At 62.9% G+C, this 26966-nt stretch carries 24 protein-coding genes; 12 read left to right on the forward strand and 12 right to left on the reverse strand.

Annotated features, from left to right (window positions below):
* Positions 1–23: 23 nt before the first annotated feature.
* The 3 genes from V5F23_RS13740 to V5F23_RS13750 are packed head-to-tail and all read right to left on the reverse strand — an operon-like array spanning position 24 to position 3074.
* Positions 24–1967, reverse strand: coding sequence for an FUSC family protein (locus tag V5F23_RS13740; protein WP_338498772.1), 1944 nt, complete (start codon positions 1965–1967; stop codon positions 24–26).
* On the reverse strand, positions 1967–2875 hold the full coding sequence (locus V5F23_RS13745; protein ID WP_212803816.1) for an HlyD family secretion protein: 909 nt from the start codon (positions 2873–2875) through the stop codon (positions 1967–1969). The genes V5F23_RS13740 and V5F23_RS13745 overlap by 1 nt, the downstream gene beginning before the upstream one ends.
* A gap of 10 nt (positions 2876–2885) precedes the next feature.
* Complete coding sequence (locus tag V5F23_RS13750; RefSeq protein ID WP_047739556.1) at positions 2886–3074, reverse strand: DUF1656 domain-containing protein; 189 nt, start codon at positions 3072–3074, stop codon at positions 2886–2888.
* 127 nt (positions 3075–3201) lie between these two features.
* On the opposite strand from V5F23_RS13750, the gene V5F23_RS13755 reads away from it, so the two are divergent.
* Complete coding sequence (locus V5F23_RS13755) at positions 3202–3996, forward strand: helix-turn-helix transcriptional regulator (protein WP_042728597.1); 795 nt, start codon at positions 3202–3204, stop codon at positions 3994–3996.
* 29 nt (positions 3997–4025) lie between these two features.
* On the opposite strand, the gene V5F23_RS13760 is transcribed toward V5F23_RS13755, so the two are convergent.
* Complete coding sequence (locus tag V5F23_RS13760; protein ID WP_047738574.1) at positions 4026–4544, reverse strand: hypothetical protein; 519 nt, start codon at positions 4542–4544, stop codon at positions 4026–4028.
* Positions 4545–4775: 231 nt separating this feature from the next.
* Between V5F23_RS13760 and V5F23_RS13765 the strand changes: the two genes are divergently transcribed.
* Complete coding sequence (locus tag V5F23_RS13765; RefSeq protein WP_338498776.1) at positions 4776–6302, forward strand: FAD-dependent oxidoreductase; 1527 nt, start codon at positions 4776–4778, stop codon at positions 6300–6302.
* 17 nt (positions 6303–6319) lie between these two features.
* The gene (locus V5F23_RS13770) at positions 6320–6961 is read left to right on the forward strand and encodes a TetR/AcrR family transcriptional regulator (RefSeq protein ID WP_338498778.1); all 642 of its coding nucleotides are present in this window, start codon (positions 6320–6322) and stop codon (positions 6959–6961) included.
* Between the two features lie 26 nt (positions 6962–6987).
* On the opposite strand, the gene V5F23_RS13775 is transcribed toward V5F23_RS13770, so the two are convergent.
* Complete coding sequence (locus V5F23_RS13775) at positions 6988–8061, reverse strand: LirA/MavJ family T4SS effector (RefSeq protein ID WP_123579046.1); 1074 nt, start codon at positions 8059–8061, stop codon at positions 6988–6990.
* 178 nt (positions 8062–8239) lie between these two features.
* Between V5F23_RS13775 and tssI the strand changes: the two genes are divergently transcribed.
* The 7 genes from tssI (at position 8240) to V5F23_RS13810 (ending at position 16188) form a co-directional block, all read left to right on the forward strand.
* Complete coding sequence (gene tssI, locus V5F23_RS13780; RefSeq protein WP_338474761.1) at positions 8240–10441, forward strand: type VI secretion system tip protein TssI/VgrG; 2202 nt, start codon at positions 8240–8242, stop codon at positions 10439–10441.
* A 14-nt stretch (positions 10442–10455) separates the two neighbouring features.
* Positions 10456–10905, forward strand: coding sequence for a DUF6484 domain-containing protein (locus V5F23_RS13785; RefSeq protein WP_047738580.1), 450 nt, complete (start codon positions 10456–10458; stop codon positions 10903–10905).
* Between the two features lie 12 nt (positions 10906–10917).
* Positions 10918–12060, forward strand: a complete 1143-nt coding sequence (locus V5F23_RS13790; RefSeq protein ID WP_338498781.1) for a DUF2169 domain-containing protein — start codon at positions 10918–10920, stop codon at positions 12058–12060.
* Positions 12057–13109 carry a 3-oxoacyl-ACP synthase gene (locus tag V5F23_RS13795; RefSeq protein WP_042728587.1) on the forward strand — a complete coding sequence of 351 codons (1053 nt, stop codon included), beginning with the start codon at positions 12057–12059 and terminating at the stop codon, positions 13107–13109. Before V5F23_RS13790 ends, V5F23_RS13795 begins: the two co-directional genes overlap by 4 nt.
* Positions 13106–14020, forward strand: a complete 915-nt coding sequence (locus tag V5F23_RS13800) for a DUF4150 domain-containing protein (protein WP_042728586.1) — start codon at positions 13106–13108, stop codon at positions 14018–14020. The genes V5F23_RS13795 and V5F23_RS13800 overlap by 4 nt, the downstream gene beginning before the upstream one ends.
* On the forward strand, positions 14020–14886 hold the full coding sequence (locus V5F23_RS13805) for a hypothetical protein (protein WP_212803820.1): 867 nt from the start codon (positions 14020–14022) through the stop codon (positions 14884–14886). Before V5F23_RS13800 ends, V5F23_RS13805 begins: the two co-directional genes overlap by 1 nt.
* A 63-nt stretch (positions 14887–14949) precedes the next feature.
* Complete coding sequence (locus V5F23_RS13810) at positions 14950–16188, forward strand: TIGR02270 family protein (protein ID WP_338498786.1); 1239 nt, start codon at positions 14950–14952, stop codon at positions 16186–16188.
* Between the two features lie 30 nt (positions 16189–16218).
* On the opposite strand, the gene V5F23_RS13815 is transcribed toward V5F23_RS13810, so the two are convergent.
* The gene (locus tag V5F23_RS13815; RefSeq protein ID WP_338498787.1) at positions 16219–17121 is read right to left on the reverse strand and encodes a LysR family transcriptional regulator; all 903 of its coding nucleotides are present in this window, start codon (positions 17119–17121) and stop codon (positions 16219–16221) included.
* 82 nt (positions 17122–17203) lie between these two features.
* Positions 17204–18424, reverse strand: a complete 1221-nt coding sequence (locus V5F23_RS13820; protein ID WP_338498790.1) for an MFS transporter — start codon at positions 18422–18424, stop codon at positions 17204–17206.
* Positions 18425–19014: 590 nt separating this feature from the next.
* On the opposite strand from V5F23_RS13820, the gene V5F23_RS13825 reads away from it, so the two are divergent.
* Positions 19015–20781, forward strand: a complete 1767-nt coding sequence (locus V5F23_RS13825) for a S8/S53 family peptidase (RefSeq protein WP_338498791.1) — start codon at positions 19015–19017, stop codon at positions 20779–20781.
* Between the two features lie 11 nt (positions 20782–20792).
* On the opposite strand, the gene V5F23_RS13830 is transcribed toward V5F23_RS13825, so the two are convergent.
* The 5 genes from V5F23_RS13830 to V5F23_RS13850 form a co-directional block, all read right to left on the reverse strand.
* A complete protein-coding gene (locus V5F23_RS13830; RefSeq protein ID WP_338498793.1) occupies positions 20793–22403 on the reverse strand; it encodes a gamma-glutamyltransferase family protein in 1611 nt (536 codons plus the stop codon).
* A 28-nt stretch (positions 22404–22431) separates the two neighbouring features.
* Positions 22432–23211, reverse strand: a complete 780-nt coding sequence (locus tag V5F23_RS13835) for an amino acid ABC transporter ATP-binding protein (protein ID WP_042731709.1) — start codon at positions 23209–23211, stop codon at positions 22432–22434.
* A gap of 2 nt (positions 23212–23213) precedes the next feature.
* Positions 23214–23987: an amino acid ABC transporter permease gene (locus V5F23_RS13840; protein ID WP_042731708.1), complete on the reverse strand. Its 774-nt coding sequence runs from the start codon at positions 23985–23987 to the stop codon at positions 23214–23216.
* Positions 23988–23999: 12 nt separating this feature from the next.
* Complete coding sequence (locus V5F23_RS13845) at positions 24000–24806, reverse strand: ABC transporter substrate-binding protein (protein ID WP_042731707.1); 807 nt, start codon at positions 24804–24806, stop codon at positions 24000–24002.
* 74 nt (positions 24807–24880) lie between these two features.
* Positions 24881–25549, reverse strand: a complete 669-nt coding sequence (locus V5F23_RS13850) for a GntR family transcriptional regulator (protein ID WP_042731706.1) — start codon at positions 25547–25549, stop codon at positions 24881–24883.
* A 304-nt stretch (positions 25550–25853) separates the two neighbouring features.
* Between V5F23_RS13850 and V5F23_RS13855 the strand changes: the two genes are divergently transcribed.
* Complete coding sequence (locus V5F23_RS13855) at positions 25854–26966, forward strand: AI-2E family transporter (RefSeq protein ID WP_047738606.1); 1113 nt, start codon at positions 25854–25856, stop codon at positions 26964–26966.

Consider the following 26966-nt stretch of genomic DNA (forward strand, 5'->3'; position numbering starts at 1 on the left):
CATTTCATTTCACCTGGGTTGTGTTAACGAAAGCGTTTGCGCTTATCCGCGCTGACAAGGTGTGCGTACGTTTCGAGCAGCCTCGCCAGCTCCCGATAATCGGCAGCCAGGTCGTGGGCGCCGAGGCGGGTCAGTGAGCTTGCGGTTCGACGGGCCTGGGCCGCGCTGATCGCCGGGTCGGAGGCAGAGGTCGAAATCCGTCGATCGCCCCGTCGCGCGCATTGACCAGTCGATGACTCGGGAGCCAGGTCGCGGGTTTTGCGTTGCAGCCGAATCAGTTGCCGGCTCAGTTGCAGGGCCGTGGCGTCGGCCTGGGCAGTCTGCGATTCATCGGCCGCTGCCAACGCCTGCAAGGTCACCCATCGGTGTTGCTGCCTGGCCTGCCACTTGAACAGGTCAATCCGGTGCCCATGACGAAGCAGTCGGTGGGTGTCCTGGTGAATCGCCTTCCTCAACACGTGTGGGTGGCGGTGGGGTTTTCCCGGCACCAGTTGGAAGGCCAGCACGCATAGGGCAAGCGCCACGAGCCACGCGAGCGCCTGGTTGGCAAAGTCGGCAAAATCGTACTGGGCAGCCAGGCCTGTGCTGACGAGCGTGTTGAAGCCAATCAGGTAGGCGATGCCTTGCAGGGCGTGACGCGGGCGGGTCGTGGCTTGAATGCCCACGGCCCAGAACGCGATCATCACCACCGTGAGCAGCGCCAGGCCGCTGAGGTGTGGCAGCACCAGGAATTTGCACGCCGCTGCCGCCAATATTCCGTAGACAGTGCCCTCGAAGAAGCGCGCCAGGCCTTGGGTGGGCGCCGGGCTGGTGGCCAGTAACGTGCAGCACGGCCCTAACACCGCCAACAGCGTCGGCCCTTGGTCCCAGGCAGACAGGTACCAGAACGCTGCGGTTGCCAACGTCGCCAGCAGCGCTCGCAAGCCGTTACGCAACGCGTCTGCATAGTGACGATGGAAACCCACCGCGCGAGCAGGCGCCTGGGGCGCATGCTCAAGGCTGGCGAAGCTCACCAAGGCGCTGGACAGGTCAGCCAGTTGGTCCTCCAAGCGCTGCTGGCTCGTCGTGTGGTCAGGTGCTTGCGCCAGGCGAGTTTGCAGCGCCCGGACACGATCGGCCGCTGCGCGAAAGCCGGGTAGCGCGTCGGCCAGTTGTTGCAACGCCATGCCCGTTTGGGTGAAGGCAGGTGAGACACACCGATCGGTCGTGCATTCGTCCAGGACCACGGCGTGCAGGTACGCCAGCCCCGCCTGCAGGTTCGCCTGCCTGGCGCGAATCACAAAGGACTCGCCGCGACCGACCCCGAGCAGCTCATCCACCTTGTTGATGTCGAGGGCGAGCTGGCGTTGCGTAATCGCCGGGTGCGCACCCTGCTCCGCCTTGAGCTGCATGGCCAGCCACTGCAGCGTGCGGGAACAGATGTCCTGGAGGGCCAGGCGCAGTTTCGGCTCGACGGTCTTGCGGCTGAACAAGGTGGCCACCAGGCTCAGGCTCAACACCCCCACTACGACCGCCGTGCACCGCGCCACGATATGATCGAAACCCAACTGCGGCGCGACGATGGCCGGCCCCAGGGCAAGGCAGACGGTGTAGCCGGCAACCACGGCTGCCGTGGCCTGGTAGTGCCGCAGCAGGGTCATTGCGCCGACGCAGAGCCCCAGCCATACCCCGATCCCGAGGATGAACAGCAGCATTTTCTGGGCGAACAGACCGGTCAGGAGCAACGCGACAACGAGTCCCACCACGGTTCCCAGCACCCGATTGAAGCCTTTGCCGACCACCGCGCCCTGGAGCGGATGGATCAGCAAAAACACCGTCGAAGCCGCCGAGAACGGCGCCTCCAGGTGCAGTTGGAAGCCCAGCCATAGCGCCAGAGTGGCCGCCGCGAGGCTGCGCAGCAGGTAGCCCGAAGGCTGGAGGTTCCATGCGCCGAGCCGTGCCCCGAGCATTTGCAACCCGCGGGCCATCACAGGAAAGCCTGAAGCCACTGCGTCAGCCTCCAACGTGGCGCGGCCCCTGCCTCGGCGACCTCGATGCTGGCAGTCATCCCGGCGGCCAATTCCACATCCGCCGGCACCTTGTCCAGTTCAATCCGCACCGGCACCCGTTGGGCCAGGCGTATCCAGCTGAACGTTGGCGCCACTTGAGGCAAGCCGTTGCTGCTGCGCAGCTCATTGCCGTCGGCGATGCCCCTGCCCATGCTCGCCACATGCCCTTCAAGCGGCGTCGCAAACCCCATGAGCTTGATCGATGCCGTGGCGCCGACCCGAATCCCCGACAACTTGGTTTCCTCGAAGTACCCGGTGACCCAGAAGCTATGGCTATCGACCACAAAGATGTTGGTCTGGCCCGCCGACGCGTAGTCACCGGGCTGGAGCCGCAGTTGGGTCACGTAGCCGTCCACCGGCGAGCGAATGGTCGTGCGGTCCAGGTCAAGGCGCGCCTGGGCCAACTGGCTTTGGGCCGCGTCCAGGCGCGACTTGGCCACTGCCAGGTCACGGGCGGCGTTGTCGATCTCCTCCTGCGCGATGGCATCGCCCAACTGATGACGACGCTTGAACTGCGTGCTGCGCTGTTCGAAGACACTGCGCGCCTCGCCCAACTCGGCCGTGCGCTGTTGCTCGGCGAGCAAATAGGCGCTGCGGTCGATCTGATACAGCAGATCACCCTTGGCCACCCATTGGTTGTCGCCCACCCGCAGCCGCTCCACCTGGCCGGACACCTCAGGGGCGATACGGATGACGTGTGCGCTGACCCGCCCGTCCCGCGTCCAGGGCGCCAACTCATAGGCACGCCACAACTGCGAGCAAAACAGCAGGGCAATCAGCCCGAGTCCAAGGGTGACGAGCACCTTGAGCACTTGTTTGATGATCATTGCGCCGCCCTCACCCCTTCAAGACCAGCAGCGAGAGGACGATCAGCGACACGAAAAAGCGCGCCATCTCCGGGTGCCAGGTCCAGTCCAGCCAGCGCCGCATGATTCGTTCCAGCGCCCCGTACACCAGGGCTGCAACCCCCACGTACAGCAAGAAGGGAGGCAGGTAGAGGTGGGCAATTGTGATTTCACTCAGCATCGGTTGCGTCTCGCAGTCGGCAATCACCTTGATGGCCTTGGTGACGATGCTAAGCACTGCAGGGACGTGCCGATATTGAGTATGCTGCCAACCTATAATCAAATTCAGACAACTTGAGTGAGACGGCATGGACCAGACGCATCTCTCGGCGATGGAACAATTTGAACTGGACAGCTTCGAACAGCCCGCCGTCGCGCTGATGCTGGGGAGCCAGCGACACGACACCGAATTCCCCGTGCATACGCACCGCAAAGGCCAGTTGGTGGTGGCTTATCGCGGGGGCATCGTGTGTACCGTGGAGGATGGGGTCTGGATGGTGCCGTCGGGGTTCGGCGTGTGGATTGCGGGTGGTATCGCCCACAGCAACCGGGTGACCGCCAACGGCAAGATCGGCTACCTGTTCGTGGAACCCGGTGCCGCCGCGCTACCGCAAAAATGCTGCACGCTGGTGCTTTCCCCGCTGATCCTGGAGTTGATCCTGCACCTGAGCGCCCAGCCCCAGGACTATCCGCCGGCCAGTACCCAGGCGCGGTTGGCCAGCGTCCTCCTCGAACAATTGGAACTGGCGCCCACCGAACAGCTGTACCTGCCGCTTCCCGCCTCGACGCAACTGCGTTTCATCGCCCGTAGCCTGGCGCAAGACCCGTCGAATCGCTGCACCATGGCCCAGTGGGCCCATCAGGTCGCCATGAGCGAACGGTCCCTGGCGCGCCTGATCAAGCGCGAAACCGGGCTGACATTCGGCCAATGGCGCAAGCAATGGCAAATCATCGTGGCCCTGCAGAACCTGGCCGAGGGCGAGTCGGTACAACGCACCGCCGAGGCGCTCGGCTACGAGTCAGTGAGTTCGTTCATCAGCATGTTTCGCAAGACGCTGGGCTCGTCGCCGGCGCGGTATATCCGCAATACCGTGACGCGCTAGTCGAAGGCACAGACTACGAGGTGACATGCTTACTTGACGAACTTGAGGCAGGCGAACCCGGTCTTGATCTTCAGTTGTTGAATGGGTTCTACGCTCTCTTGATCGCCGACTTTTTTGATGACGCCTACCCCGCAGAAATGCTCGTCGCGGTTGAAGATAGGAAGAATGCCTGCCTTAGGTTCGCTCCAGGAGCCCTGGACCAGGGTGTAGGTGGCTCCATCCTGTGGCGTGAAGGAGAACGGGATCTTACAAGCGCTGCTTCCTGTGATTTTCCAGTAGGTCAGGATCAGCTCCTTGTTCGCAGCCACCCGGGATTCGATGTGGTCGCCGTTTGAAGGCAGGGTCGTGTAACCGGCATAGCAACCGTTGTCGCTAAACGTCATGGCATCGAGCCTCGCACCACCGCCTGTTTTGAGGCGAACGGTTGCGGCGGGGTCATCGGCCCCGGGAACGATGTATTGCTTGCCCTGCAAAAACGAAGTGCAACCGCTCACCACCAACACGCAGGCCAGCAAGATAAACCTGCCGGATTTTTGATTGACGTACATCCATCTCTCCCTGATTCCATTGCCCCCAGCCATTTCAGCGACTTGGGATTGCCGAAAAGCGGCCTGATGGTAATGGATTCAAGGTTGTTCTAACCAGTTCCCAGGGAATACGCCTGGGTTCGCCTTCCTCCATGACCCTATCTGGCCCAACGCCCAAGCCCCATCATTGACAGCACCAGCCTTCAAGACTACTAATGACTCAAAGGTCATTAATAGTCGTGAGGCCAGTTCATGCCACAGACAGATGTGCTCATTGTGGGAGCCGGCCCCACTGGATTGACGCTTGCGCTCTGGCTCCATCGGCAAGGCGTTGCCGTCCGGATAGTGGACAAGAGCAGCGCCCCGGGTGAAACGTCTCGCGCCATGGCGGTGCAGGCACGCACCCTGGAGTTATATCGCCAGCTCGACATGGCCGATGCAGTGGTGGATGCCGGTTACAAGACACCCGCCATGAACATGTGGGCCCGTGGTGATCGCAAAGCACGCTTGCCACTGATCGATGCGGGCGCACGGATCTCGCCCTACCCGTTTGTCCTGATTTACCCGCAGGATCGTCACGAGCGCCTGCTGATCGAACAGCTCCAGGGCGTTGGTATCGACGTCGAACGCCAGACCGAACTGTTGTCTTTCGAGGAAGAGCCAGGCCAGGTCACGGCCCTCCTGCGACATGCCGACGGGCACGAGGTAACGTTCACGGCGTCTTACCTGGCCGGCTGCGACGGCGCCCGTTCCCTCGTTCGTCATGCGACCGGCAGCGGTTTCGATGGCGGCACCTACAAGCAGCTTTTTTACGTCGCCGATGTCACCGCCAGCGGCGTTGAGCCTGCCGGGGAAGCCCATGTGGCTTTCAACCAGTCCGAGTTCGTGCTGGTCCTGTCTTACGGTGAAGCGGATCGTTATCGCCTGATTGGCACCGCCCGGGACGAACGTGCCGAGCCTCCGCAAGCACTGACATTTGCAGATGTCAGCCACGACGCGATCGATGGCCTGAACATCCAGATCAGCGCCGTGAATTGGTTTTCCACCTATCGCGTCCACCATCGCGTCACGGATCGGTTCCGCCATGGCAGAGCGTTTCTGCTGGGCGACGCCGCCCACGTCCACAGCCCAGCAGGTGGCCAAGGCATGAACACGGGGATTCTCGATGCGATCAATCTGGCGTGGAAACTGGCCGCGGTGTTGAACGGCAAGGCTGGCGAGACCTTGCTCGACAGTTATCAGACCGAGCGCCAGGCCTTTGCCCACAAGCTCGTCGAGACCACCGACAAAGTGTTCACGTTCGCAACCGCCCAAGGCGGGTTCGCCGACTTCGTGCGCACCCGCATAGTCCCCGTGTTCGCGAGTGTCGCGTACAAGCGCGAAAACGTGCGTGAGTACCTGTTTCGTGTCATTTCGCAAACCACCCTCAACTACCACGAGAGTCCGTTGAGCCAGGGGCAGGCAGGTGACGTCCAGGGCGGTGATCGGCTGCCGTGGGTGCCCACGCCCGGTGCGGACAATTACGAGTCCCTGCGTGCCATTGGCTGGCAGGTGCATGTCTACGGTGAGGCCAGGCCCGACCTGGTGCAATGGTGCCAGGCCTGCGGCATGGCGCTGCACGTCTTCGCCTGGCAGCCTGAGCACCAAAAGGCCGGGATGGCGCGAGACGCCGTGTATCTGTTGCGTCCGGACACCTACGTGGCACTGGCTGACCCCAATGCGGACATCGCCGCGTTAAACCGCTATTTCAGTGAGCGCGGCTTTATACTGCCGGTTTGAAGCACTCAGGCCAGGCGATGGACGTTACGGATACCAAACCCAAATGGAACCGGCGCAAGGACGCACGCCCCGCCGAGATCATCGACGCGGCGCTGGATGTGTTTGCCGAATGTGGTTTCGCCGCGGCCAAGCTGGGCGACGTGGCGAAGCGCGCCGGCGTGGTCAAAGGCACGCTCTATCGCTACTTCGACACCAAGCAAGACCTGTTTCGTGCCGTTGTGCAGCACGCCGTTTCGATCAACCTGCAAGACATCGAGCAGGTGTCGACAGGCTATCGAGGACCACTGCGCGACCTGGTGCCCCTGATACTCAGCGGCGCGGCCGGACGCCTGGGTGACAGCCGCGTTCCTGCCCTGGCCCGGCTGGTGATCGCTGAAAGCAGAACGTTCCCTGACCTGGCGACGATCTGGCACGACAACGTCGTGGCCCACCTGCTGAAACTGATGACGGGGATCATTGGCGAGGCGCAACAACGCGGTGAAGTTCGTCCTGGCGACCCGACTCTTTATGCGTTTTCCGTGCTAGGCCCGATGATCGCGGGGGCCTTGTTCAAAGAGATATTCGGCCTGTTCAGTCCCTACGCGCCCGACCTTCAAGCGCTTGCCCGGCAGCATGCCGAGACGGTGATTAGGGGGATGACGGTTCACGGGCGCCCATAGTTGGTCTTGCGTCAAAGCATCTTCAACTAGAGATCATCCGGCCAGTTCTGCCATTTAACCCCATTGATAAGATGCCCCCTGCGAATGAACAAACCACTGTTGAAAGCCCTGAGCAGCCGGTTGTCACCAGGCTCGACGAACTGGCGCTCGTAGGCGTTCGCAACTTTTTTGACATTCCGATCGGAAACCTTGGAAGACACATACTCGATCCCCGCACGTTGGTGGGTACGTTTGTCAAATCGGTAGTTCAAACACCAATTCAAGAGCGGATACGTCCCGCGCTGCGCATCGTCCATTAGAAACCTGTTCAAGTTGCTGGGCGCACGGAAGTCGAGCTTGTCCGTGCATCTGAACGCAACCGATGCGGCATTCGACGGGTCTCCCTCTCTGTCGAACAAATACTCCCAGAGGTATCGCCTGACAGTGTTGGATTGGTCGATGGACGTGATGGGCTGGCGGCTGATCCAGCGTTTGACATTCCTGAACATGGCGCCAGCCTTGGGGCCGAGTTTCAGCCCGATGCCGATCAGGTACCACTGGATTCTGTGGGTATGTTCGCCGTGCTGTGGGCCGGCGCCGAGGTCCTTGAAGGGGCGTCCCGATGCCAGTTGATCGTTGAACAGCGACAGCACGTTGCCCACCAGCAAGTCCGCCGGCAAATGCTTGCTGGAAAAGAATTCCTTGTCGACAGCGAAGCCGTTATCGGCTTCCCAGCGCGATAACACGGTGGTCAGCAGCTTGCTGGTGGTTTTCTTCGCGATCTCGGCCAGTTCATTAAACTCAGCGGGTGTTCCCCTGTTCCATTGTTTCCTCATGCCGCTCAAATGATTGAACAGGTCCAGCAAGGTGTCCGGCGTAATGTCGATGTTCTTGGCGCGTAACGCCCCCTGGGCAGCCATTACGCGCTCTGAGAACAGGATAAATAACTGTTGTTCCAGATACGCCAGCGGGCCCCGACAATTTTCTTCCGCTGACAGAAGCGCTCCTACATCGCAGAAGTCCTGGTAATAGTCGCTGTTTTGAAACGCCAGAGAAAAGTGTTGGGTGAAATCCAACGCTACACTGGCTTCGTTCTGAGCGGGCATCGCGTCATCCTCCATGAGTGGCCTCTTGAGCTTAGCCCGCGGCCACAAAGGTGCACGGTATGCGCCAATCACGTCGTCCCCCCCGGCTGGAGCATTTGAAATAACCCCTATAGCTAACGAGCCTAACCAACCCTGTCGTGTCACCTATCTTGAAACACAGTTCAGCGCTGTCTCGGGTCAATGACGAGGCGATATGGAGATCACGCAAAACAACCGCCTGGTGCAAGTCGACAGTCCACTCGGCGGCAATGTCCTGGTGTTGCAGGGTATGGAAGGCAGTGAAGAGCTGGGGCGGTGTTTTCACTATGAGCTGGACCTGACGTCCGAAAACCGCGCGATCACGTTCGATCAGTTGCTGGGCAAGCCGATGGGCCTGGCGCTGGAGCTGCACGACGGAGGCAAGCGGCACTTCCATGGCGTCGTCTGCGGCTGCCGCCAGTTGACCGGCCACGGCCAGTTCGCCGGTTACCGTGTCAGCCTGCGGCCCTGGTTCTGGTTGCTCACACGTACGTCCGACTGCCGGATTTTCCAGAACAAGACCGTCCCGGACATCATCAAGCAGGTGTTTCGCGACCTTGGGTTTTCCGATTTCGAAGACAGCCTGAGCGCCAGCTACCGCGAGTGGGAATACTGCGTGCAGTACCGCGAAACCAGCTTCGACTTCGTCAGTCGACTGATGGAGCAGGAAGGCATCTACTATTACTTCCGACACGAACAGGCGCGCCATGTGCTGGTGCTGGCCGATGCCTACGGCGCCCATTCCACGGTGCCGGACTACGCCTCGGTGCCCTTCTATCCACCCGACCGGCAAATGCGCGAGCGCGATCACTTCTACGACTGGCAACTGGCGCGGGAAGTGCAGCCGGGTTCGCTGGCGTTGAACGACTACGACTTCCAGCGTCCCCGCGCCAGCCTCGAGGTACGCTCAAGTGTCGGCCGCAGCCACAGCAACGGCGACTATCCGCTCTACGACTACCCCGGTGAATACCTGCAAAGCAACGACGGTGAGCACTACGCCCGTACGCGTATCGAAGCCATTCACAGCCAGTTCGAGCGGGTGCAGTTGCGCGGTCTCGCCCGTGGGTTGGGTGCCGGCCATTTGTTCAAGCTGACGGGGTACGACCGGGCGGACCAGAATCGCGAGTACCTGGTGGTGGTCGCACGCTACCAGATCCGCCAGGACCCCTACGAGAGCGGGCAATCGGACCTGGCCGAACAGTTCGTCAGCGAGCTGGATTGCATGGACGCCCACCAGGCCTTCCGCCCGCTCCCGCTGACCCCCATGCCTATTGTTCGCGGGCCGCAGACTGCCGTGGTGGTAGGCCCCAGCGGCGAGGAGATCTGGACCGACCAATACGGCCGGGTCAAGGTGCACTTCCATTGGGACCGTCACGACCAGTCCAACGAGAACAGCTCCTGCTGGATTCGCGTGTCCCAGGCCTGGGCCGGCAAAAACTGGGGCGCCATGCACCTGCCACGGATCGGCCAGGAAGTGATCGTCAGTTTCCTGGAAGGTGACCCCGACCGGCCGATTATCACCGGCCGTGTCTACAACGCCGAACAGACCGTGCCCTATGCCCTCCCCGCCAATGCCACCCAGAGCGGTGTGAAAAGCCGTTCCAGCAAGGGCGGCTCGCCGGCCAACTTCAATGAAATCCGCATGGAGGACAAGAAAGGCTCGGAACAGTTGTTCATCCACGCCGAGAAGAACCAGGACATCGAGGTCGAGAACGACGAAACCCACTGGGTCGGTCATGACCGCCGCAAGACCATCGACAACGACGAGACCGTGCACGTCAAGCACGACCGCACGGAAACGGTGGACAACAACGAGACCATCACCATCGGTGTGAACCGCACCGAGGAGGTCGGCAACCATGAAAAAATCACCATCGGGGTCAATCGTACCGAGAAAGTCGGCAGCAACGAGCACATCACCATCGGAGCGAACCGCACGGAAAAAGTCGGCGCCAACGAGGCCATCACGATTGTGGGCAATCGCACCGAGGATGTCGGTGGCAATGAAACGATCGGGATTGCGGGCAACCGCAACGAAACGGTCAAGGGCAATGAAGGCATCGAGATAAGCGGCAACCAGAGCACCGACATCACCGGCAACCACAGCACCCACGTCGGCCAGAACGAATCCCGCGATGTCGACCAGAGCCGTACCACCAACATCAAGCAGAACGACAGCCTGGACGTCGGCAAGCACTTTTCGCTCACCGCCGGTGACTCGATCACCCTGACCACCGGGGCGGCCAGCATCACTCTGAAGAAGGACGGCACCATCATGATCAGCGGCAAGAACATTACTGTCGACGGTTCCGGTGCCATCAAGATCAAGGCCGACAGGAACGTGGTCGTCAAAGGCCAGAAAGTCCTGCAGAACTAACTGGAGCGTGCGCCATGACCGTTTCACAGCCTCTTCCCGCCTGCAAGGACACGCGCCTGGACGGTGTCGTCATCGGTGTGCTGCTGGACGTGCCCAGCGCCGACGCCCCGGTGGTGGGCTTTCCCGGTTGCCCCAATGACACAGGCCTCGCCGCGCGCAGCACCACACCGCTGTGCCGCGAAGACATTGGCGTACAGCTCGCACTGATGTTCGAGGCGGGCGACCCGGCGCGGCCACTGGTGATCGGTCGCATCCAGCGTTCGCCGCCAACCAGCGTGCCGCCGGTGGCCCAACTGGACGGCGAGCGCATGGAGTTCATCGCCGAACGGGAAATCGTCCTGCGCTGTGGCAAGGCCAGCATCACCCTCACCCGCGAAGGCAAGGTGCTGATCCGAGGAGCCTACCTGTCCAGCCGCTCCACCGGTGTGAACCGTATCAAGGGCGGTTCCGTCCAGATCAACTGAGACCGTCATGCCATGGAATGGATAAACAAGACCCGCCTGGCCAGCGGCTACACGAGCGCAACCGACAAGACCGGCCGCGAGTGGCTAGTCATGGTCGCGAAAGGCACCTATGGCATCCCCGGGCACCCCGTGCACGAGCCCCGGCTGCTGGACGACCAGGTGCCGCTGGTCACGGCCGATGTGTTCCCCGGCGACCCCGGGGAATCAGCGGCGTCTTACGAAAATGACTTTGCCCTTTACAAGCCACGCTGCGATGTCTTGCTCAATGGGCATTGCCACGCCCCTGATGGCGTGCCGGCCACCGATGTCAACGTTGCCATGAAGATCGGCTCGCTGGTCAAGGCCTTCAAAGTGGTCGGGCCACGCATTTATGAAGCGGGCGCCTTCTCCTACGCGGTCGGCAGGCCGCTTCCATTCACCAGGATGCCGATCACCTATGCCCAGGCCTTTGGCGGCGTGGACCGGACGGCCGCAGACGCGACGAAGCATCCGTGGTACCCGTGGAACCCGGTGGGGGTCGGCTACCACCCCGGCGCCGATCCCACGCAGCTCAATGGCCTGCCGCTGCCCACTACCGAAGAGCTGGACCAGCCCGTGACTGCGCCCGACGGTCATTACAAACCGATGGCGTTGGGTCCCGTGGGACGGGCCTGGCGGCAGCGGGTCCAATGGGCCGGCACGTACGATCAGAAATGGCTCGATCAGCAGTTTCCGTTTCTGCCGGAGGATTTTGACGTGCGCTACTTCCAGAGTGCGCCGCAGGACCAGCAAATGGACTACCCGCAAGGGGGTGAGCAGGTGGCGCTGCTCAACCTTGACGACAAGGGCCGCTCGGCATTCAGGCTTCCGGCCCATTTGAAACTGCCGATGCTGATCATCCTGCACGATGGCAGCACCCGGGAAAGCGCAGCCGTCGTCGACACAGTCATTCTCGAACCTGACGCCAGGCGATTCACCCTGACGTGGCGAGCGTCATCGCCGCTTGGGCGCAACATCAGGGAGGTCGCCCGCGTCATCGTCGGGCAGACAGCCCGTCAGTTCGAACAGGCCAAGGCCTACGAAGAACGCATGCGGGGCAAGCAACACTTCGAGTCACTGGATCAGCTCATTGCGTGGACGAAAGAAGCCTATCCGCCTTCGGAACACACCCTATGACGCCGCCCCTGTTCATCACCGGCACGGGCATGGTCAGCCCGGTGGGCCTGTGCGTTGCCAGTGCCTGTGCCGCCAGGCGCGCAGGCCTTTCAGCGCTTTCGGAACTGCCGTTCCTGGACAACGACGGCGAACCCATCATCGGCGCGGCGGTGCCCACCCTGGACCTGGATTTGCCGGCCTCGCCGCGCCTGTCCAAACTCTTTATGCAGGCGCTCGCCGAACTGATACAGAACGCGCCAACACAGGACTTCAAGGAGGTGCCCTTGCTCCTGTGCCTGGCTGAACCCGAACGTCCGGGTGTCGATATCAGGGCATTGGCCCAGACCATTCTTCAGGATCTCGCCACGCGGCTGGGCATACAGTTCCACCCCGGCCTGTCGAAAGTCATCCCGTGCGGCCATGTGGCCGGCCTGCGCGCCCTGCATGAAGCCAGTCGCTTGATCTTCGAAGCGGGCGTCCCCGCTTGCGTGGTGGGCGGAGTCGACTCGCTGCTCAACGCATCGACACTACAGTGGCTGGACCAACATCGCCGGTTGAAGACCAGCACTCACGTGGACGGCCTGTTTCCAGGCGAAGCCGCCGCGGCCGTGCTGGTCCAGGCCCGCCGGCAAGCGGACACCTGCCTGCAAATCTGTGGCCTGGGATTTGGCCAGGAACAGGCACCTTTGCTGTCGTGCAAGCCCTTTCGGGCAGAGGGCCTGGCCGAGGCCGCGCGGGCTGCGCTGGCACAGTCGAACCTGGGGCTGCACCAGATTGACCTGCGCCTGTCCGATGCCACGGGGGAGCAATACGGGTTCAAGGAAATCCCCCTGATGGAAGCCCGGCTGTGGCGCACGGTGAGAAAAGAGGACCAGCCTCTCTGGCACTGGGCGCAGGCCATGGGCGACACCGGAGCGGTGGCCGGCATCGCCCAGTTGATCCTCGCCGACCAGGCGTTGCGCAAGGGCTATGCACCAGGCAGCACCGCGATCTGCTTGACCAGCGCCTTGCAAGGCGCACGGGCCGTTGCAGTGGTGCGTGACCCGCGTCAATCCGGGGGTGCCCCATGAGCTGCGAGGTCTACGCAAACGGCGATGAGATTGCCTGCAAGGCAGGCGGTGGCAAAGTCATCGCGGCATTTCCGGATGTCTGCCTGACCCCTCCGCCGCCGCCGGCAGGCCCCATTCCGGTCCCCTACCCGGACACTTCATTTTCCAAGGACATGAAGAAAGGCAGCCGCACGGTCAAGATCAAGAACAAGGAGGTGATGCTGAAAAACCTTTCGTTCTACAAAACTTCACCGCTGGGTGACGAACCGGCGACAAGAAGCCAGGGCGCCGGTGTCATCACCCACGTCATCACCGGCAAGACCTACTTTATTTCATGGTCGATGGACGTGCTGTTCGAAGGCCAGAACGTCGACCGGCACACCGACCTCACCACCTCGAACCACGCCAGCCCGGCGGCCAATGCGGCAGTGCCGATGGTCAATACCGCCAAGTACGCCCCGGTCCAGCAAGACGCCAAGGTGGCGGGCAAACACAAATGTGAATGCTGCGGCGGCACGGCGCATTCCAAGGCCCAGGCGAACGGTGAATTCATGTCGGAGGAACAATTCTATGGCACGGCCCAGAACCCCGGGAACGCCGCCCTCCTCGCCAAGGTCCGGGCCAATCCCCAGTGCCGGCACCTGCTGCCTCCTGCCGGAAAAAAACCCAGTGGATGCAACAAGTACTACGTCACCAGCAAGCGGGAGAAAAGTAACATCGAGACGGACTGGACGATAAATCGGCCAGCCTACATGGAGTGGAAAGGCGTGGGCCAGGGAGAACCCGTGGCGCACAGGGTTCCCAAGGCCGCCGGGGGGTGTCCGGCGGGGCAAGGAAATCTTGCGCCCACGGGCAAGAAGTGCGAGAAACTCGAAGGCGAGTTGAGTACGCTCCAAGAGGCGCGCATCAACAGTTTCCCAAGGCCCGCATGATGAATACCAGCATCTACACGTACACCCAGAGACCGGACTTCCTTCAGGACTGCTTCTATTGGAAGGGGCGCGGATACCACTACGCCGGCCCCGTCCCGGCGCAAGTATTGTCACCTGAGGGATGGCGCAGCGATGACCCGTGGCTGGCGCTGGCTTCGATCCTGGAGAGTGCCAAGCGTGGCGATTACAGCCATGTGTCACACCTGCGCCAATGGATCCTGGACAAGGATTGCGCGCCAACACTGGTCTCGGCCTGCCTTGGCCTGACCGCCGATGCCGGCCTGGACAGCGACCTGGAGTTCCTCGCCGAACTCATGCTCGAAGCCCCGCCGTACCTTCGCATCGAGGCGTGCCTGGCGGCCCAGTGGTCGGGAGTGCTGTGGCTGATCCCGTTCATGGTCGAGGCGTGGCGAACGCTGACGCGGCGGGCCGACCGGGCGGCCGTGGAGGCCAACCTGACCAACCTGCTGGACCCTGTCGAGAACGAACCCGAATTCTTTGACAGCGGCTTGAGCGACAGCCAATACAAAGATGCGGTCGACGCACGCCTGCGCGAACTGCAGAACGCTTATGGCAGCGACCGGTGTTCGATTTCCGGCGGCGAGCCCATCGACCTGAACAAACAAGCCTGGCTGATGCGAAAGGCGCTGATGCCTGGTGACACCGAGACGTGGATCGACTGGAGCAACTTCCTCGTCTGGAGACGCAAGTTCGAAGTGTACAGCGGTGTCGACTGCTCCAGCTTCTACGCCAGGAACGGCGACTTTCAGCCGCTCAATGCCGCGGCCATCCTGGATCGCTACCTGGCATCGCCCCAGCCCTTTGAGGTGGGTAAGCGCTATTTCTTTGGCCACCCGCTGCCCTAACAGACTCCCAAGCGGCTGGCTGACGTCTACGCTGGAAGCAGACACGCGCAAGACAGAGACGTCATGGCCTCCATCTCAACAATAATCGAACAACACGCCGAAGAGGCCTGCTTTCTCATTCTCCTGCACGACTACGCCGTGCGTGCGCCCCACTACGATCTCGATGACCTCGGCAACCTGGACGAACGGATCGACGCCCATCTCGATGGGCTGCGCATCGCCGGTCCGGAGGGACTGGAGGTGTTGCTGGCCCAGTTGGGTCCACACTCGGTCGGTGAACTGTTCGCCTGTGTGGTGCTGGCCTTCCAGTCGGCCAATGCGAAGGTGTTGTCACGACTCAGCGAGCACGTGCGAGGCGCGGCGGAAACGGAGCGTGGCTACCTGATGGCGTTGGGCTGGTTGGACTGGGTGTGTGTCTCGCCCTGGATCGACCGCATGCTCGCCTCCTCCGAACCGTTGTTCCGACGCCTCGGCCTGGCTGCCTGCGGGATGCATCGTCGCGACCCTGGCCAGGCCCTGCCAAGCGAGCTGGCCCAGGCTGAACCCAGTGTCCTGGCGCGTGCCGCTCGAACGGCCGGCGAGTTGCGTCGGCGTAACCTGTTGCCAATGCTTCAGGCCCATCGCCTGCATCCGGATGCAGGCGTGCGTTTCTGGAGCCAGTGGGCCTGCGCGCAGATGGGCGATGAACAAGCCTTGGAAAGTCTGCGCCCGTTCGCCGAGCAACCGGGGGAGTTCCAGTACCGCGCACTCTGCGTGTTGTTGGCCTGGCAGCCGCGCGACCTCAGCATTGCCTGGATCCGCCAGGTGCTGCAGAACCCTGCACAACAGCGCATCGGCATCCAGGCCCTGGGCTTGCTGGGTGACCCGGTCAGCGTGCCGTGGCTGATCCAGCAAATGAGCGAGCCGCCCTACGCCCGCTTGGCTGGCGAGGCTTTCAGCCTGATCACCGGCGCTGACCTGGGGCTGCTCGATCTGGAGCGGCGGGACCCGCCGGATTTCGACGCAGGCCCCAACGACGACCCGGCAGACCCACAGGTCGCCATGGACCCCGACGAAGACTTGCCGTGGCCCGATCCGCCGTCAGTCGCCGCCTGGTGGCAGGCCCATGAAAGCGAGTTCCAACCGGGCATCGGCTACACGCTGGGCTTGCCCCAGAGCGAAAACAGTTACCGCAAAGCCCTTGTCCACGGCCAGCAACGCCAGCGCCTGGCGGCGGCCTGTGGCATTGCCCGCTATCGGCCGACCGAGGTGTTGTTCCCCACCAGCGCACCGGCCCGACGACAACGGCAGTTATTGCGCTAGCGCCCCAAGACAGCCCAGCGCGAGCCGTTTTCACGCCGCCGCCAGAATCTGCTGGAGAAACTCGATGAACACGTTGATGCGGCTCGAACCTCGATGATTGGGCAGGTACAACGCGTTGATGCAGGTGCTGGCACTGCCCGGATTGACCTCGTATTGCTCCAGCAGCCGGATCAATCGGCCTTGGGCGACATCCTCGCGCACCAGCCAGTCGGCCAGCAGCGTCACGCCGCCGCCGGCAATAGCGGCCTCGCGCAGGATATCGGCGTTGTTGCTGTGCAAGCGTCCCCGCACATTCAGCGAGAGGGTTTCACCGCTGGCCCGGAACGTCCATTGCGGGTGGGTGCCGCCATAATCGAAGCGCAGGCATTGATGTTCAAGCAAGTCGCGGGGATGAGCGGGTACGCCATGGCGCTGCAGGTAACTGGGGCTTGCCAGCACCCAGCGTTGGAAGCCGCCGAGCCGTTTGCTGACGATCTCTTCGCTGACAACCGTCGACCCCAAGCGCACCGAAACGTCGATCTGCTCGCTCAACAGATCGCCCACCTGGTCGTTCAGCGACACGCTGATCTCCAACCCCGGATGACGCTCCAGCAAACGGTTCAAGTGCGGCGCGATGATGCGGCGACCGAACTCCACCGGCACGCTGACTCGCAACGCCCCCTTGGCCTCGTTTCCCCGGTCGGCGACGAAGGCATCGGCTTCATCCATGGCTTCCAGAATCGCCACGGCTTTTTCGAAATAGGCCTGCCCGGCAGTCGTGACGCTGATGTGGCGGGTCGTCCGGTTGAGCAGGCTGGCCCCCAGCGCCTGTTCCAACCCCGCGACCTGGCGGGTGACCGACGAAGTGGCGATGCCGAGTTTGCGCGCCGCCGAGGAGTAACCGCCGCAGCGCACGGTCTCGACAAACATCTTCAGGGCCAGCAATTTGTCCATGAATGGCTTCCGATCAAGAACGAACGGTGCCGATTGTGCATCACCGTTGGCCCGCCGTCTTGCCGCACGGTGCGTCACCACACTATTGGCCGCGGGCCACTGGCGCCGCGCGGACCCCGCGCGCCAAGAACAGCACCAGCGCCAGAGCTGGAATCACGGCCACCGCGAGGGCCGAGACGGTCCAGCCAAATTGCTCGTAGAGTGGACTGGCGACCAGCGAGCCCAAGGCACCCCCCACGAAGATGCTGGTCATGTACACCGCATTGAGCCGCGCCCGGCTGTGGGGGTCGAGGGCGTATACCTCGCGTTGCCCCAGTACCATGCTCAGTTGCACGGCGAAATCCAGCAGCACGGCGCACGCCACCAAGCCAACATAGCCGTGGCCGGGCAATGCCGCGATCAGCAAGGAAATCGGTGCCAGTAACAGCGCCACCCGCGTGCCCTTGCGACCGTGGCCGGCATCGGCCAGGCGCCCGGCGATGGGCGCTGCGATCGCGCCCACTGCGCCCACCAGGGCAAACAGCGCGACCTGGGTCTGGTTGAAGCCGTGGTTGCGCATCAATTCGATGGGGGCGATGGTCCAGAACAGGCTGAAGCTGGCGAACAACAACCCTTGGTACAGCGAGCGCTCACGCAAGACCGCATGCCGCCGCGCCAAAGCCAGTACCGAACCGATCAACGCCGCATAACTGGCCCGATGAGTGGGTTCCCGGCGGGGCAAAGCCACGGCCGTGACCGATGCGATAAGCGCCATCAAGGCCGCCGCGCTGAAAAATACCCCACGCCAGCCGAACGCTTCGACCAGCAGGCTCGACAGCGGCCGCGACAGGAGGATCCCCAGCAGCAGGCCGCTCATGATGTTGCCCACCACGCGACCACGGCTGGCCTCCGGCGCCAGATGCGCCGCCAATGGCACGAGGATCTGCACGGCCACCGAGGTCAGGCCGATCAACAGCGAAAAAACCAGGAACATCGAGGGCGTCTGGGACAGCCCTGCCAACAACAGGCTGACGCCCGCCGCCAGCGTAAGCCCTACCACCAGACGCCGGTTTTCCAGAAGGTCGGCCAGCGGCACCAGGAACAACAACCCCAGGGCGTAGCCGAACTGCGTGAGCGACACGATCAGGCTCGCCTTGGCACTGGACAGGCCGATCTGCGGCGCGATCAGTTCGACGATCGGCTGCGCATAGTAAAGATTGGCCACGACCGCGCCGCAGCAGAATGCCAGGAACGCGACCATCAGGCCGGACAGTGAAGCACTCGTTTTGGCAAAGGCCGTAGCCGCTGGATTGCCCGTGAGCATGATGACACCTCGTCAAGATAAGGAAGTGTCATCCAGGCTAAAGATCGGCGTGCATCAGGAGAATCCGTGCTTCGGGCAACACAGTGATGCGCCGCGCGCAACGACGGGCTTGTGGTGGCGGGCAGGTGAAAGGGGTTGGATCAGGGGCCGCTTTCGCGAGCAAGCTCGCTCCCACAAAGAGGAGTGGTGTCCTGTGGGAGCGAGCTTGCTCGCGAAGGCGCCATCGAGGCCACGCACACATCCGACAGCGAGTGAATCCTCACCCCCGCTCAGAACACAAAGCCATGTCCCAGCTCACTCTCCATCCACTCCAGGAAGCGCCTGACGCTGAGAAACCCTGGACCTGGAAATCAACAGAGTGCTCATCATGGACCACAGTGCCGACGGCTCACCCTACGCCCCTGTTGCCAACTCAATGTGTACCCCGGCGTGCCGCATATGTTCGATCAACACCCTGGTGCGCTCAGCGAGCGGTGCCACAGGGATGTTGCGTGGGCAATCGAGAAGTTCTGCCGCTGACCGCGCCAAGGAACGTTACGGTGAATCCGGCAGTCGGAGCAATCAGGCCCCTTCCCAAGGAAAATCACCCCATGCCCCTGCGTTCCGCCGCCCTCGCGGCCTTGTTTGTCCTGGCGAGCCACTGCGCGAGCGCGGCACAGGAGCCGCTGCGCCTGGAGGGCCTCAAGCGCTGCGGCGACCTGCTGGACGATCGGCGCCAGGATTGGTGCCTGACCGTGCGAGGGCTGGGCAAAGCCGTTCCGACACTGCATCTGGGGGCAAAGGCACTCCCTACGGACGTGGTCCGGCGTGAGGGCAACGCCCTGCGGCTAAGCTTGGCCAGCCGCGGATACCAGAGCGGCCCGCTGTGGCTGGAAGACGGTTCGCGCCGCAGCAACGCCGCCTGGCTGAGCCTGCGCGACAGCCATGTGCTGGCCGCCGGACCGGGTGAAGTGGCGAAGAATATGGATGGCTTGACCACCTACGTCGACCTGGTCAGCGTGCTGATCGAAGAAGATCACGATGGCCGCCAGGAAGCCGAGCGCCTGGCCCGCAAGTACGGGGCGACGGTGGTCGGGCGCATCGCCCCACTGAACCTGTACCAGCTTCGCCTGCCGGCCAAGGACCTGGTCCAGCGTGATGCCCTGGTGCTGCGCCTGGGCGGCGAGACCAGTGTCGATGCGGTGGTCGTCGAGGAGTCCGCCGCCGAAGAGGCCGAGCAGGCACCGGCTCGCCCCGAGGAACCCGACAAGCCCTCGCCGGACTCCGATGAATGGGCCGCCAATCGCTTCCTCGACGCGGTGAACTACTACCTGCGACGCATCCCCGGGCGCCAGGCTCCCATCCCGGTGCAACCGGTGCGCATTGGCCTGATCGAGCGCGACGTCGACTTCGACACCGCCGATTTCGCCGACTACGTCGGGCCGTGCACGCTGCCGCGCACCTGCGTCTACGCGCGTGACGCAGACAAGCCGGACAACCATGGCACCACCGTCGCCGGCATCCTCGCGGCGCGCTGGAACGACGGCGGCAACAGCGGTTTCCTGCGCGGCCTGGACAAGGCCAGTGGGGGCTTCGAGGTCATCGTCGAGCGCAACTCCGATGCCGGGATCACCGCCAACATCGCCGCCTCGGTCAACCTGGTGGAAGACGGCGTGCGCGTGCTCAACTGGAGCTGGGGCATCCACCGCGTCGGCGCCAAGGACGTCAAGGGCGATGACGTGGATTCCCTGCTGCGCTCGGGCATTGCCATGGGCGGCTACGAGGAACTGTTGGAAGAGTTCTTCCTGTGGCTGCGCAAGGAACACCCCGACGTGGTGGTGGTGAACTCCGCCGGCAACGGCTCGTCGTTCTCGGGCACCGATGAATATCGCCTGCCCTCCTCCTTCATCACCGAACAACTGCTGGTGGTCGGCGGGCATCAACGCAGCGAGCGCGAGGACGTGGCCGTGGACGACCCCGGCTACGCGGTCAAGCGCAGCTCTTCGAACATCGACATGCGCGTCGACATCACCGCGGCCGCCTGCGCCCACGCCTCGACCACCCGCGCTGGCGAGGAAGGCGCCGTGCATTGCGGCACCTCCTACGCCACGCCGATGGTCGCCGGACTGCTGGCGGCGATGCTGTCCATCAATCCGCAGTTGCAGCCCGAGCAATTGCGCATGCTGCTGCGCCGCAGCGCCATGACCATCGGTGACAATCACGACTTCGAAAGGATGGACGCGGAAGACCTCACCGCCCCCATCCTGCCTTCGGAGCGCCGCTACCAGCTCAACGACCGGGACGTCGGCCGTTCAGCGCGGCTGGACATGCAGAAGGCGCTGGACCTGGCGGTGCAAAGCCGCGAGCGGGTGCGCTGAAGCGGCCGTCATCACCAGACCGCAATATGCGAATCCGCCCGAGGCTCGGTCCCGCCACACAACACGCCACTGACCGGGTCGCGAAGGATGATCTGGCCGCGCCCATGGTGGGTCAGGTCGCTGCTGACCTGCACCTGATGACCCCGCCGGGCCAGGGCGTTGACCAGATCCGCTGACGCGCCGTGCTCGATGCCCACGTTCATCCCGCCCAGCCATTGCCAGCGTGGCGCGTCCAGGGCCGCCTGCGGGTTCAAGCCGAAATCCACCAGGTTCATGACCATCTGCACATGCCCCTGGGGTTGCATGTAGCCGCCCATGACGCCAAAGGGGCCAAGGGCCTGGCCATTGTGGGTGAGGAAGCCGGGGATGATGGTATGGAAGGTTTTCTTGCCTGGGGCCAGGCAGTTGGCATGCGCCGGATCGAGGCTGAATTCCTGCCCGCGATTCTGCAGGGCAATGCCACTGTCAGGCAGGACCACCCCGGAGCCGAAGCCGTGGTAGTTGCTCTGGATGAACGAGACCATGTTGCCTTCGGCATCGGCGGTTGCCAGGTACACCGTGCCGCTGGCGTGGGGATCGCCCGGCGTGGGTGGCTGCGCCTGTTCGCCGATCTGCGCGCGGCGCCGGTCGCTGTAGTCGTCGCTGAGCAGGTCCGCCACGGCCACGCGCATGTGCGCAGGGTCAGTGATGTAGTGCAAACCATCGCTGTAGGCCAACTTCATCGCTTCGAGCTGGCGGTGCCAGGTCTGTTGGCTGTCACGGTGATCGAAACGGAACCCTTCGAGCAACTTCAGCGCCATCAAGGCCACCAGGCCCTGCCCGCTCGGTGGGATTTCCCAGACATCGACGCCTCGATAATTGACGTGGATCGGCTCGACCCACTGGGCGCGATAGTCCTTGAGGTCCGCGCTGCGCAAGTAGCCACCGCTGGCACGGGAATGGGCATCCAGGCGCTCGGCCAGGGCACCGCGATAGAGGCTTTCGCAGCGGGTGGCGGCGAGTTCTTCAAGGGTCCGGGCCTGGGCCGGGTTGCAGAACACCTCCCCGGCCCGCGGCGCGCGGCCGTCGATCAGGAACGTTTCGAACCATGCCTGCAGCACCGGGTCGCGATGGGGCGTGAACTCGTCCAGAGCCGCCTGCCATTGATGGGCAACCACCGGCGACAGCGCAAAGCCGCCTCGCGCCAAGCTGATCGCCGGTTGTAGCAACTCGGCAAAAGGCAATTTGCCGAAACGCTGCGACAGCTCGGCCCAGGCCGATGGGCATCCCGGCACGGTCACGGGCGTCCAGCCATAGAGCGGCATCTGCCCATGGCCGGCGGCCTTGACCGCTTCGATGCTCAGGGCCGCCGGCGCGTGGCCGTTGCCATTGAGGCCGTGCAGTTGGCCCTGGCTCCAGACCAGGGCGAAGGCGTCGCCGCCGATTCCGCAGCCGGTGGGTTCGACCACCGTCAGCGCCGCCGCCGTGGCGATGGCGGCATCGATGGCATTGCCGCCTTTTTGCATGATCTCGATACCCGCTTGTGCGGCCAGGGGCTGGGAAGCCGCCACCATGCCGCGACGGGCAAAGACACTCTGGCGTTGCGAGGGATACGGGTACTCGTGAGCCGAAAATTTCAACATGACAAAGTCTCTTCACCGACGAAATGAATCAAAGCACGCGACTGAGAAAAGCCCGGGTACGCGGATGGCTGGGATGACTGAAGATCTGCTCCGGCGGACCTTGCTCGATGAGCTCGCCCTGGTCCAGCACCACCACGCGGTCCGCCACTTCGCGGGCGAAGCCCATTTCGTGGGTGACCACCACCATGGTCATGCCGTCCTCCGCCAATTCCTTCATCACCTGCAAGACCTCCCCGACGGTTTCCGGATCGAGGGCGCTGGTGGGTTCGTCGAACAGCATCGCCTGGGGCTTCATCGCCAAGGCGCGGGCAATCGCCACGCGCTGCTGCTGGCCGCCGGAAAGCATCGAGGGGTAATGGTCGGCCTTGTCCGCCAGGCCAACCCGTTCCAGCAGACTGCGGGCCTGCTCCAGAGCAGCGCCGCGCGGCGTCCCAAGCACCTGGATCGGCGCTTCGATGATGTTTTCCAGGGCCGTCATGTGGGGGAACAGGTTGAAGCGTTGGAACACCATGCCGATGTCCCGGCGCTGGCGGGCGATGTTGCGCTCCGAATCACGCACCAGGCTGCCATCGGCGCGCTCGCGGTAACCCATGGCCCGGCCGTTGACACGAATGCGCCCGGCCTGGATGTCCTCCAGCAAGTTGATGCAGCGGATGAACGTGGTCTTGCCGGAGCCGGACGCGCCGATCAGCACCACCACCTCGCCACGGCGCACCTGTAGGGAAATGCCCTTGAGGATCTGCAAGTCGCCAAAGGACTTGTGCACGTCCAGCGCCTCGATGATCAGTTCTTCGCTCTTGTGCGCCATGGTCAACGCTCCCTCAACAGTTTAAGGCTGCTGCGCCCGAACATCCGGGTAGCGGCCGGCGGCGACGATGGTCGGTCCGATTGCCCGAAACGGGCTTCCAGCCAGCGCTGGAAAAAGCCCCAGAGGGTGGTCAGCAACAGGAAATAGATCGCCACCACCAGGTACAACTCGAACACCCGGAACGTCGCGGACGTGACCATTTGCGTGCTGAGCAGCAACTCCTGCACACCGATCACACTGACCAGCGTGGTGTTCTTGAGCATGACGTTGAACTCGTTGCCCAGCGGCGGCACGATGACCCGAAAGGCCTGGGGCAGGATGATCCGGCGCATCAGCTTGGCGAAGGTCATGCCCAGGGAGCGCCCGGCTTCATACTGGCCCTTGTCGACCGCGCCGATGCCGGCCCGGATGATCTCGGCCATGTAGGCGCCTTCGTTGAGACCCAGGGCAATGATCGCCGCCTGGATATTGCCGGGGATCACCAGGCCGAATAGCTCGATGTCCTCGAAGCGGAACACCCCTCCGGCCGCCAGCGCGGTGTAGAGGAAGACAATCTGCACCAGCAATGGCGTGCCGCGCATCAACCACACGTAAAAGCGCACGGGCATGTGCAGCAATGGGTTCTTCGACAACCGTAGCAAGGCTGCGGCCAACCCGAGCACACAGCCCAGCAGCATCGCCAGCACGCTGATCACGCAGGTCAGCCACAGGCCGGTGAGGTAGACCCCACTGGGCTGCAGCAGGTACTGCCAAAACACATCCCAATTGAAATTCATCGACGCCTTCCCTCAATCGAGCGTGTCGCTGGCGACGTGCCAGTTGCTGAGCAATTGGCGGTAGCTGCCGTCGCTGCGCATGTCGTTGATGATTTGCTGCACCGCAGCGCTGAGTTGCGGATCGTCCTTGCGAATGCCGATGCCGGTGAGGATTCGGCTGAAGGCCGGTACGCCTTCCTCGAACAGATCGGGGGCCATGGCGGCGTAGTAGCCGGCGGTTTCCACGGTGGTGCCGTAGGCATCGACCTGGCTGATGCGCAGTGCCTGGAACGCATCGGTGTCGGTGTTGTAGACCACCAGTTTCATCGGCGGCTTGCCGGCCTTGGCCAGCGTGTCATTCTCGGCGTCGAGCAGGGTCTTGATGGTGGAACCGTTGAGCACCGCGACCTTGCGGGTGGACAAGTCTGCCAGTGTCTTGATGCCCTTCGGATTGCCCTTGGGCACCACCACCGCCTGGCTGGAATACATGTAGTTGACGATGTCGATGACTTCGCGGCGCTCGGGCTTGTCGAACAGTTGGTCGACGATCATGTCGCACTGCTTGGCCAACAGCGCCGGGACCAGACCGGAGAACGGAATGACCCGCCATTGCACCTTCTTGTCCCCCAGGCGCTTGGCGATCTCCAGGCCCAGGTCGACCGTCAGCCCCTTGGGCTTCTGCGCCTCATCGAAGGCCACCAGCGGCGGCGAGTCCATGCCGGAGCAGTAGACCAGTGTGTCGACCTTGAGCAAACGCTCCGGTACGACGGGGGCGGCCTGCGCCCACTGAGTACACAATCCCAAGGTTATTGCAGCGATCAACAAGCGAGGCTTATGCATGACCAGACACTCCAGTTCGGTGGGTAACGGGCAGTACTCAGCGTCAAAACAAGGCAGGCTCGTGCCTGCTCTGGCTATTTTTTCGATTGCAGGAAACGGATCAGTTCAGGGACGGTGCCTTCGATATGGGAGCGTATGACCGCCTCGGCCTTCTCGGCATCGCCGGCCCGGATCGCCTCGAGGATCACCGCATGCTCCTGGCGTGCGCTCAACGGCTTGTCGACATGCTGCAACCACAGGCGCATAGGCGCTTCCACCAGCGCGTAGAGGGCGCTGATCTGCTTGAGCAATCGCGGGCGACCGCTGAGGCTGCACAAGTATTCATGAAAGGCCCGATGCCGGCTGACCCACTCGGCGCTTTCGTCGCGGTAGTCGTCCATCTCATCCAGCAGGCGTTCAAGCGCCGCCAGTTGCCGGGCGCCGATGCGCCCCACCGCGACGCGCATCGCCAGGCCTTCGAGGGCGCTGCGCATTTCGAAGACTTCCTGCAATTCATCGATGTCCAGGCCACTGACCACCGCCCCGCGATTGGGCCGCAACGTCACCAGACCCTGGGCGTCCAGGCGGCGAAACGCCTCGCGCACCGGCATCCGGCTCATGCCGATCTCACTGGCGATGTCCTCGGCGATCAGCCGGTCGCCCTTGTGAAATCGTCCGCCACAAATAGCCTCCAGCAGGAAGTTGTAGGCCTCTTCCTCGGCCGTCATCGGAGGGCGTTCAGCAAACGTAGGAGCGAATTGCATGGCAGCACCTTCTGCATTTTTGTATCCAATTATCCATAGATTCAAAAGAGCAGGATGCATGCCAGCTTCGAGCATGACCGGACAAGTAACTGATTTATTGAAAAATATCTTCGGTAGGAGCCATTTCGTACGGTGATGGTGGTCAGTAAGTGTGCTACCGAACGGCTCACCGGCGCCCCTTGAATGTGCAAGACGGTACCCGGTAACACCGGCATCGTATCTGGCGTCGGCAGCACGACGATGCACTGTCCATTCTCCACTACACTGGGTGAATTCGAGCTGCTCACCCCCTGAGGATACTCAGATGCCCTCTGTGCCAGTTTCCCAAACCCCGTGGTCCCGCAGCATGCTCGATGTTTTGATTCGCGCCGGCCTGCTTGCCGTCATGGTGTTCTTCTGTTACCGGATCTTCAGCCCCTTTCTCGATTTGATGCTGTGGGCGGTGATCCTGGCGATCACCCTCTATCCCGTGCAAATAAAGCTGAAAGACAGGCTGGGTTTGAGCGACGGGTACACCGCGACGCTGCTGGTATTGATCACATTGGGTATCCTGGCGATTCCGACCCTGTTGCTGGGCAACTCGCTGGTGACCTCGATCCAGGGCGTGATGACCGACATCAAGGGCGACAATCTCCAGGTTCCGCTACCGCCCGATACCGTCGCTAACTGGCCGCTGGTGGGCAAACCACTGCAACAGCTGTGGATGCGCGCCGCCACCGACCTCCCGGCTCTGGTGCAGAGCTACATTCCCCAGATCAAGCACTTCAGTCTTTCCCTGTTGAGCAAAGTCGCCGGTTTTGGCTTGGGCTTCCTCATCTTCGTCGGTTCGCTGATTGTTGCGGGTTGCTTCATGGCCTATGGTGAACGTGGACACGCCAGCGCCATCCAGATTGTCTCGCGTATCTGCGGCGCGACCAAAGCCCACAGGATCACCCAACTGTGCACCTCGACCATTCGCGCGGTAGCGCTGGGGGTGATTGGCATCGCCTTTATCCAGATGCTGCTGGTGGGCCTGGGCTTCGTGTTCATGGGAGTGCCCGGCGCTGGTCTGCTGGCGCTCGCCGTCCTGCTGATCGGCATTATGCAATTGCCGGCGACGCTGATTACCCTCCCAGTCATCATCTTCGTGTTTTCCACCGAGGGCGCGAGCACCACGACCATCGTCTTCGCCGTGTATGTGTTTGTCGCCGGCCTGGTGGACAACGTGCTCAAGCCGCTGTTGCTCGGCCGTGGGGTCAACGTGCCGATGCCGGTGATCCTGATCGGCGCCCTGGGCGGCATGGTCACCGGTGGCGTAATCGGCCTGTTCGTCGGCCCGGTGGTGCTTGCCGTCGGCTATCAGTTGTTCTGGCAATGGGTTGCCGCCCGGCCGCCGGAAGTCGCCGTCGAGGATGAGCTTCCGCCCGGCGCGCAGTAG

The organism is Pseudomonas sp. WP18 (assembly GCF_036689585.1).
GTDB classification, from domain to species: domain Bacteria; phylum Pseudomonadota; class Gammaproteobacteria; order Pseudomonadales; family Pseudomonadaceae; genus Aquipseudomonas; species Aquipseudomonas chlororaphis_E.

Bases quoted from the DNA above. Each gene is read 5' to 3' on its own strand.
- V5F23_RS13845 (WP_042731707.1), bottom strand. From the start codon at position 24,806: ATGCATAAGCCTCGCTTGTTGATCGCTGCAATAACCTTGGGATTGTGT.
- V5F23_RS13755 (WP_042728597.1), top strand. From the start codon at position 3,202: ATGGACCAGACGCATCTCTCGGCGATGGAACAATTTGAACTGGACAGC.
- V5F23_RS13790 (WP_338498781.1), top strand. From the start codon at position 10,918: ATGGAATGGATAAACAAGACCCGCCTGGCCAGCGGCTACACGAGCGCA.
- V5F23_RS13795 (WP_042728587.1), top strand. From the start codon at position 12,057: ATGACGCCGCCCCTGTTCATCACCGGCACGGGCATGGTCAGCCCGGTG.
- V5F23_RS13765 (WP_338498776.1), top strand. From the start codon at position 4,776: ATGCCACAGACAGATGTGCTCATTGTGGGAGCCGGCCCCACTGGATTG.
- V5F23_RS13855 (WP_047738606.1), top strand. From the start codon at position 25,854: ATGCCCTCTGTGCCAGTTTCCCAAACCCCGTGGTCCCGCAGCATGCTC.
- V5F23_RS13785 (WP_047738580.1), top strand. From the start codon at position 10,456: ATGACCGTTTCACAGCCTCTTCCCGCCTGCAAGGACACGCGCCTGGAC.
- V5F23_RS13805 (WP_212803820.1), top strand. From the start codon at position 14,020: ATGAATACCAGCATCTACACGTACACCCAGAGACCGGACTTCCTTCAG.
- V5F23_RS13830 (WP_338498793.1), bottom strand. From the start codon at position 22,403: ATGTTGAAATTTTCGGCTCACGAGTACCCGTATCCCTCGCAACGCCAG.
- V5F23_RS13760 (WP_047738574.1), bottom strand. From the start codon at position 4,544: ATGTACGTCAATCAAAAATCCGGCAGGTTTATCTTGCTGGCCTGCGTG.
- V5F23_RS13850 (WP_042731706.1), bottom strand. From the start codon at position 25,549: ATGCAATTCGCTCCTACGTTTGCTGAACGCCCTCCGATGACGGCCGAG.
- V5F23_RS13775 (WP_123579046.1), bottom strand. From the start codon at position 8,061: ATGGAGGATGACGCGATGCCCGCTCAGAACGAAGCCAGTGTAGCGTTG.
- V5F23_RS13740 (WP_338498772.1), bottom strand. From the start codon at position 1,967: ATGGCCCGCGGGTTGCAAATGCTCGGGGCACGGCTCGGCGCATGGAAC.
- V5F23_RS13840 (WP_042731708.1), bottom strand. From the start codon at position 23,987: ATGAATTTCAATTGGGATGTGTTTTGGCAGTACCTGCTGCAGCCCAGT.
- V5F23_RS13800 (WP_042728586.1), top strand. From the start codon at position 13,106: ATGAGCTGCGAGGTCTACGCAAACGGCGATGAGATTGCCTGCAAGGCA.
- V5F23_RS13745 (WP_212803816.1), bottom strand. From the start codon at position 2,875: ATGATCATCAAACAAGTGCTCAAGGTGCTCGTCACCCTTGGACTCGGG.
- V5F23_RS13825 (WP_338498791.1), top strand. From the start codon at position 19,015: ATGCCCCTGCGTTCCGCCGCCCTCGCGGCCTTGTTTGTCCTGGCGAGC.
- V5F23_RS13815 (WP_338498787.1), bottom strand. From the start codon at position 17,121: ATGGACAAATTGCTGGCCCTGAAGATGTTTGTCGAGACCGTGCGCTGC.
- V5F23_RS13835 (WP_042731709.1), bottom strand. From the start codon at position 23,211: ATGGCGCACAAGAGCGAAGAACTGATCATCGAGGCGCTGGACGTGCAC.
- V5F23_RS13820 (WP_338498790.1), bottom strand. From the start codon at position 18,424: ATGCTCACGGGCAATCCAGCGGCTACGGCCTTTGCCAAAACGAGTGCT.
- tssI (WP_338474761.1), top strand. From the start codon at position 8,240: ATGGAGATCACGCAAAACAACCGCCTGGTGCAAGTCGACAGTCCACTC.
- V5F23_RS13750 (WP_047739556.1), bottom strand. From the start codon at position 3,074: ATGCTGAGTGAAATCACAATTGCCCACCTCTACCTGCCTCCCTTCTTG.
- V5F23_RS13810 (WP_338498786.1), top strand. From the start codon at position 14,950: ATGGCCTCCATCTCAACAATAATCGAACAACACGCCGAAGAGGCCTGC.
- V5F23_RS13770 (WP_338498778.1), top strand. From the start codon at position 6,320: ATGGACGTTACGGATACCAAACCCAAATGGAACCGGCGCAAGGACGCA.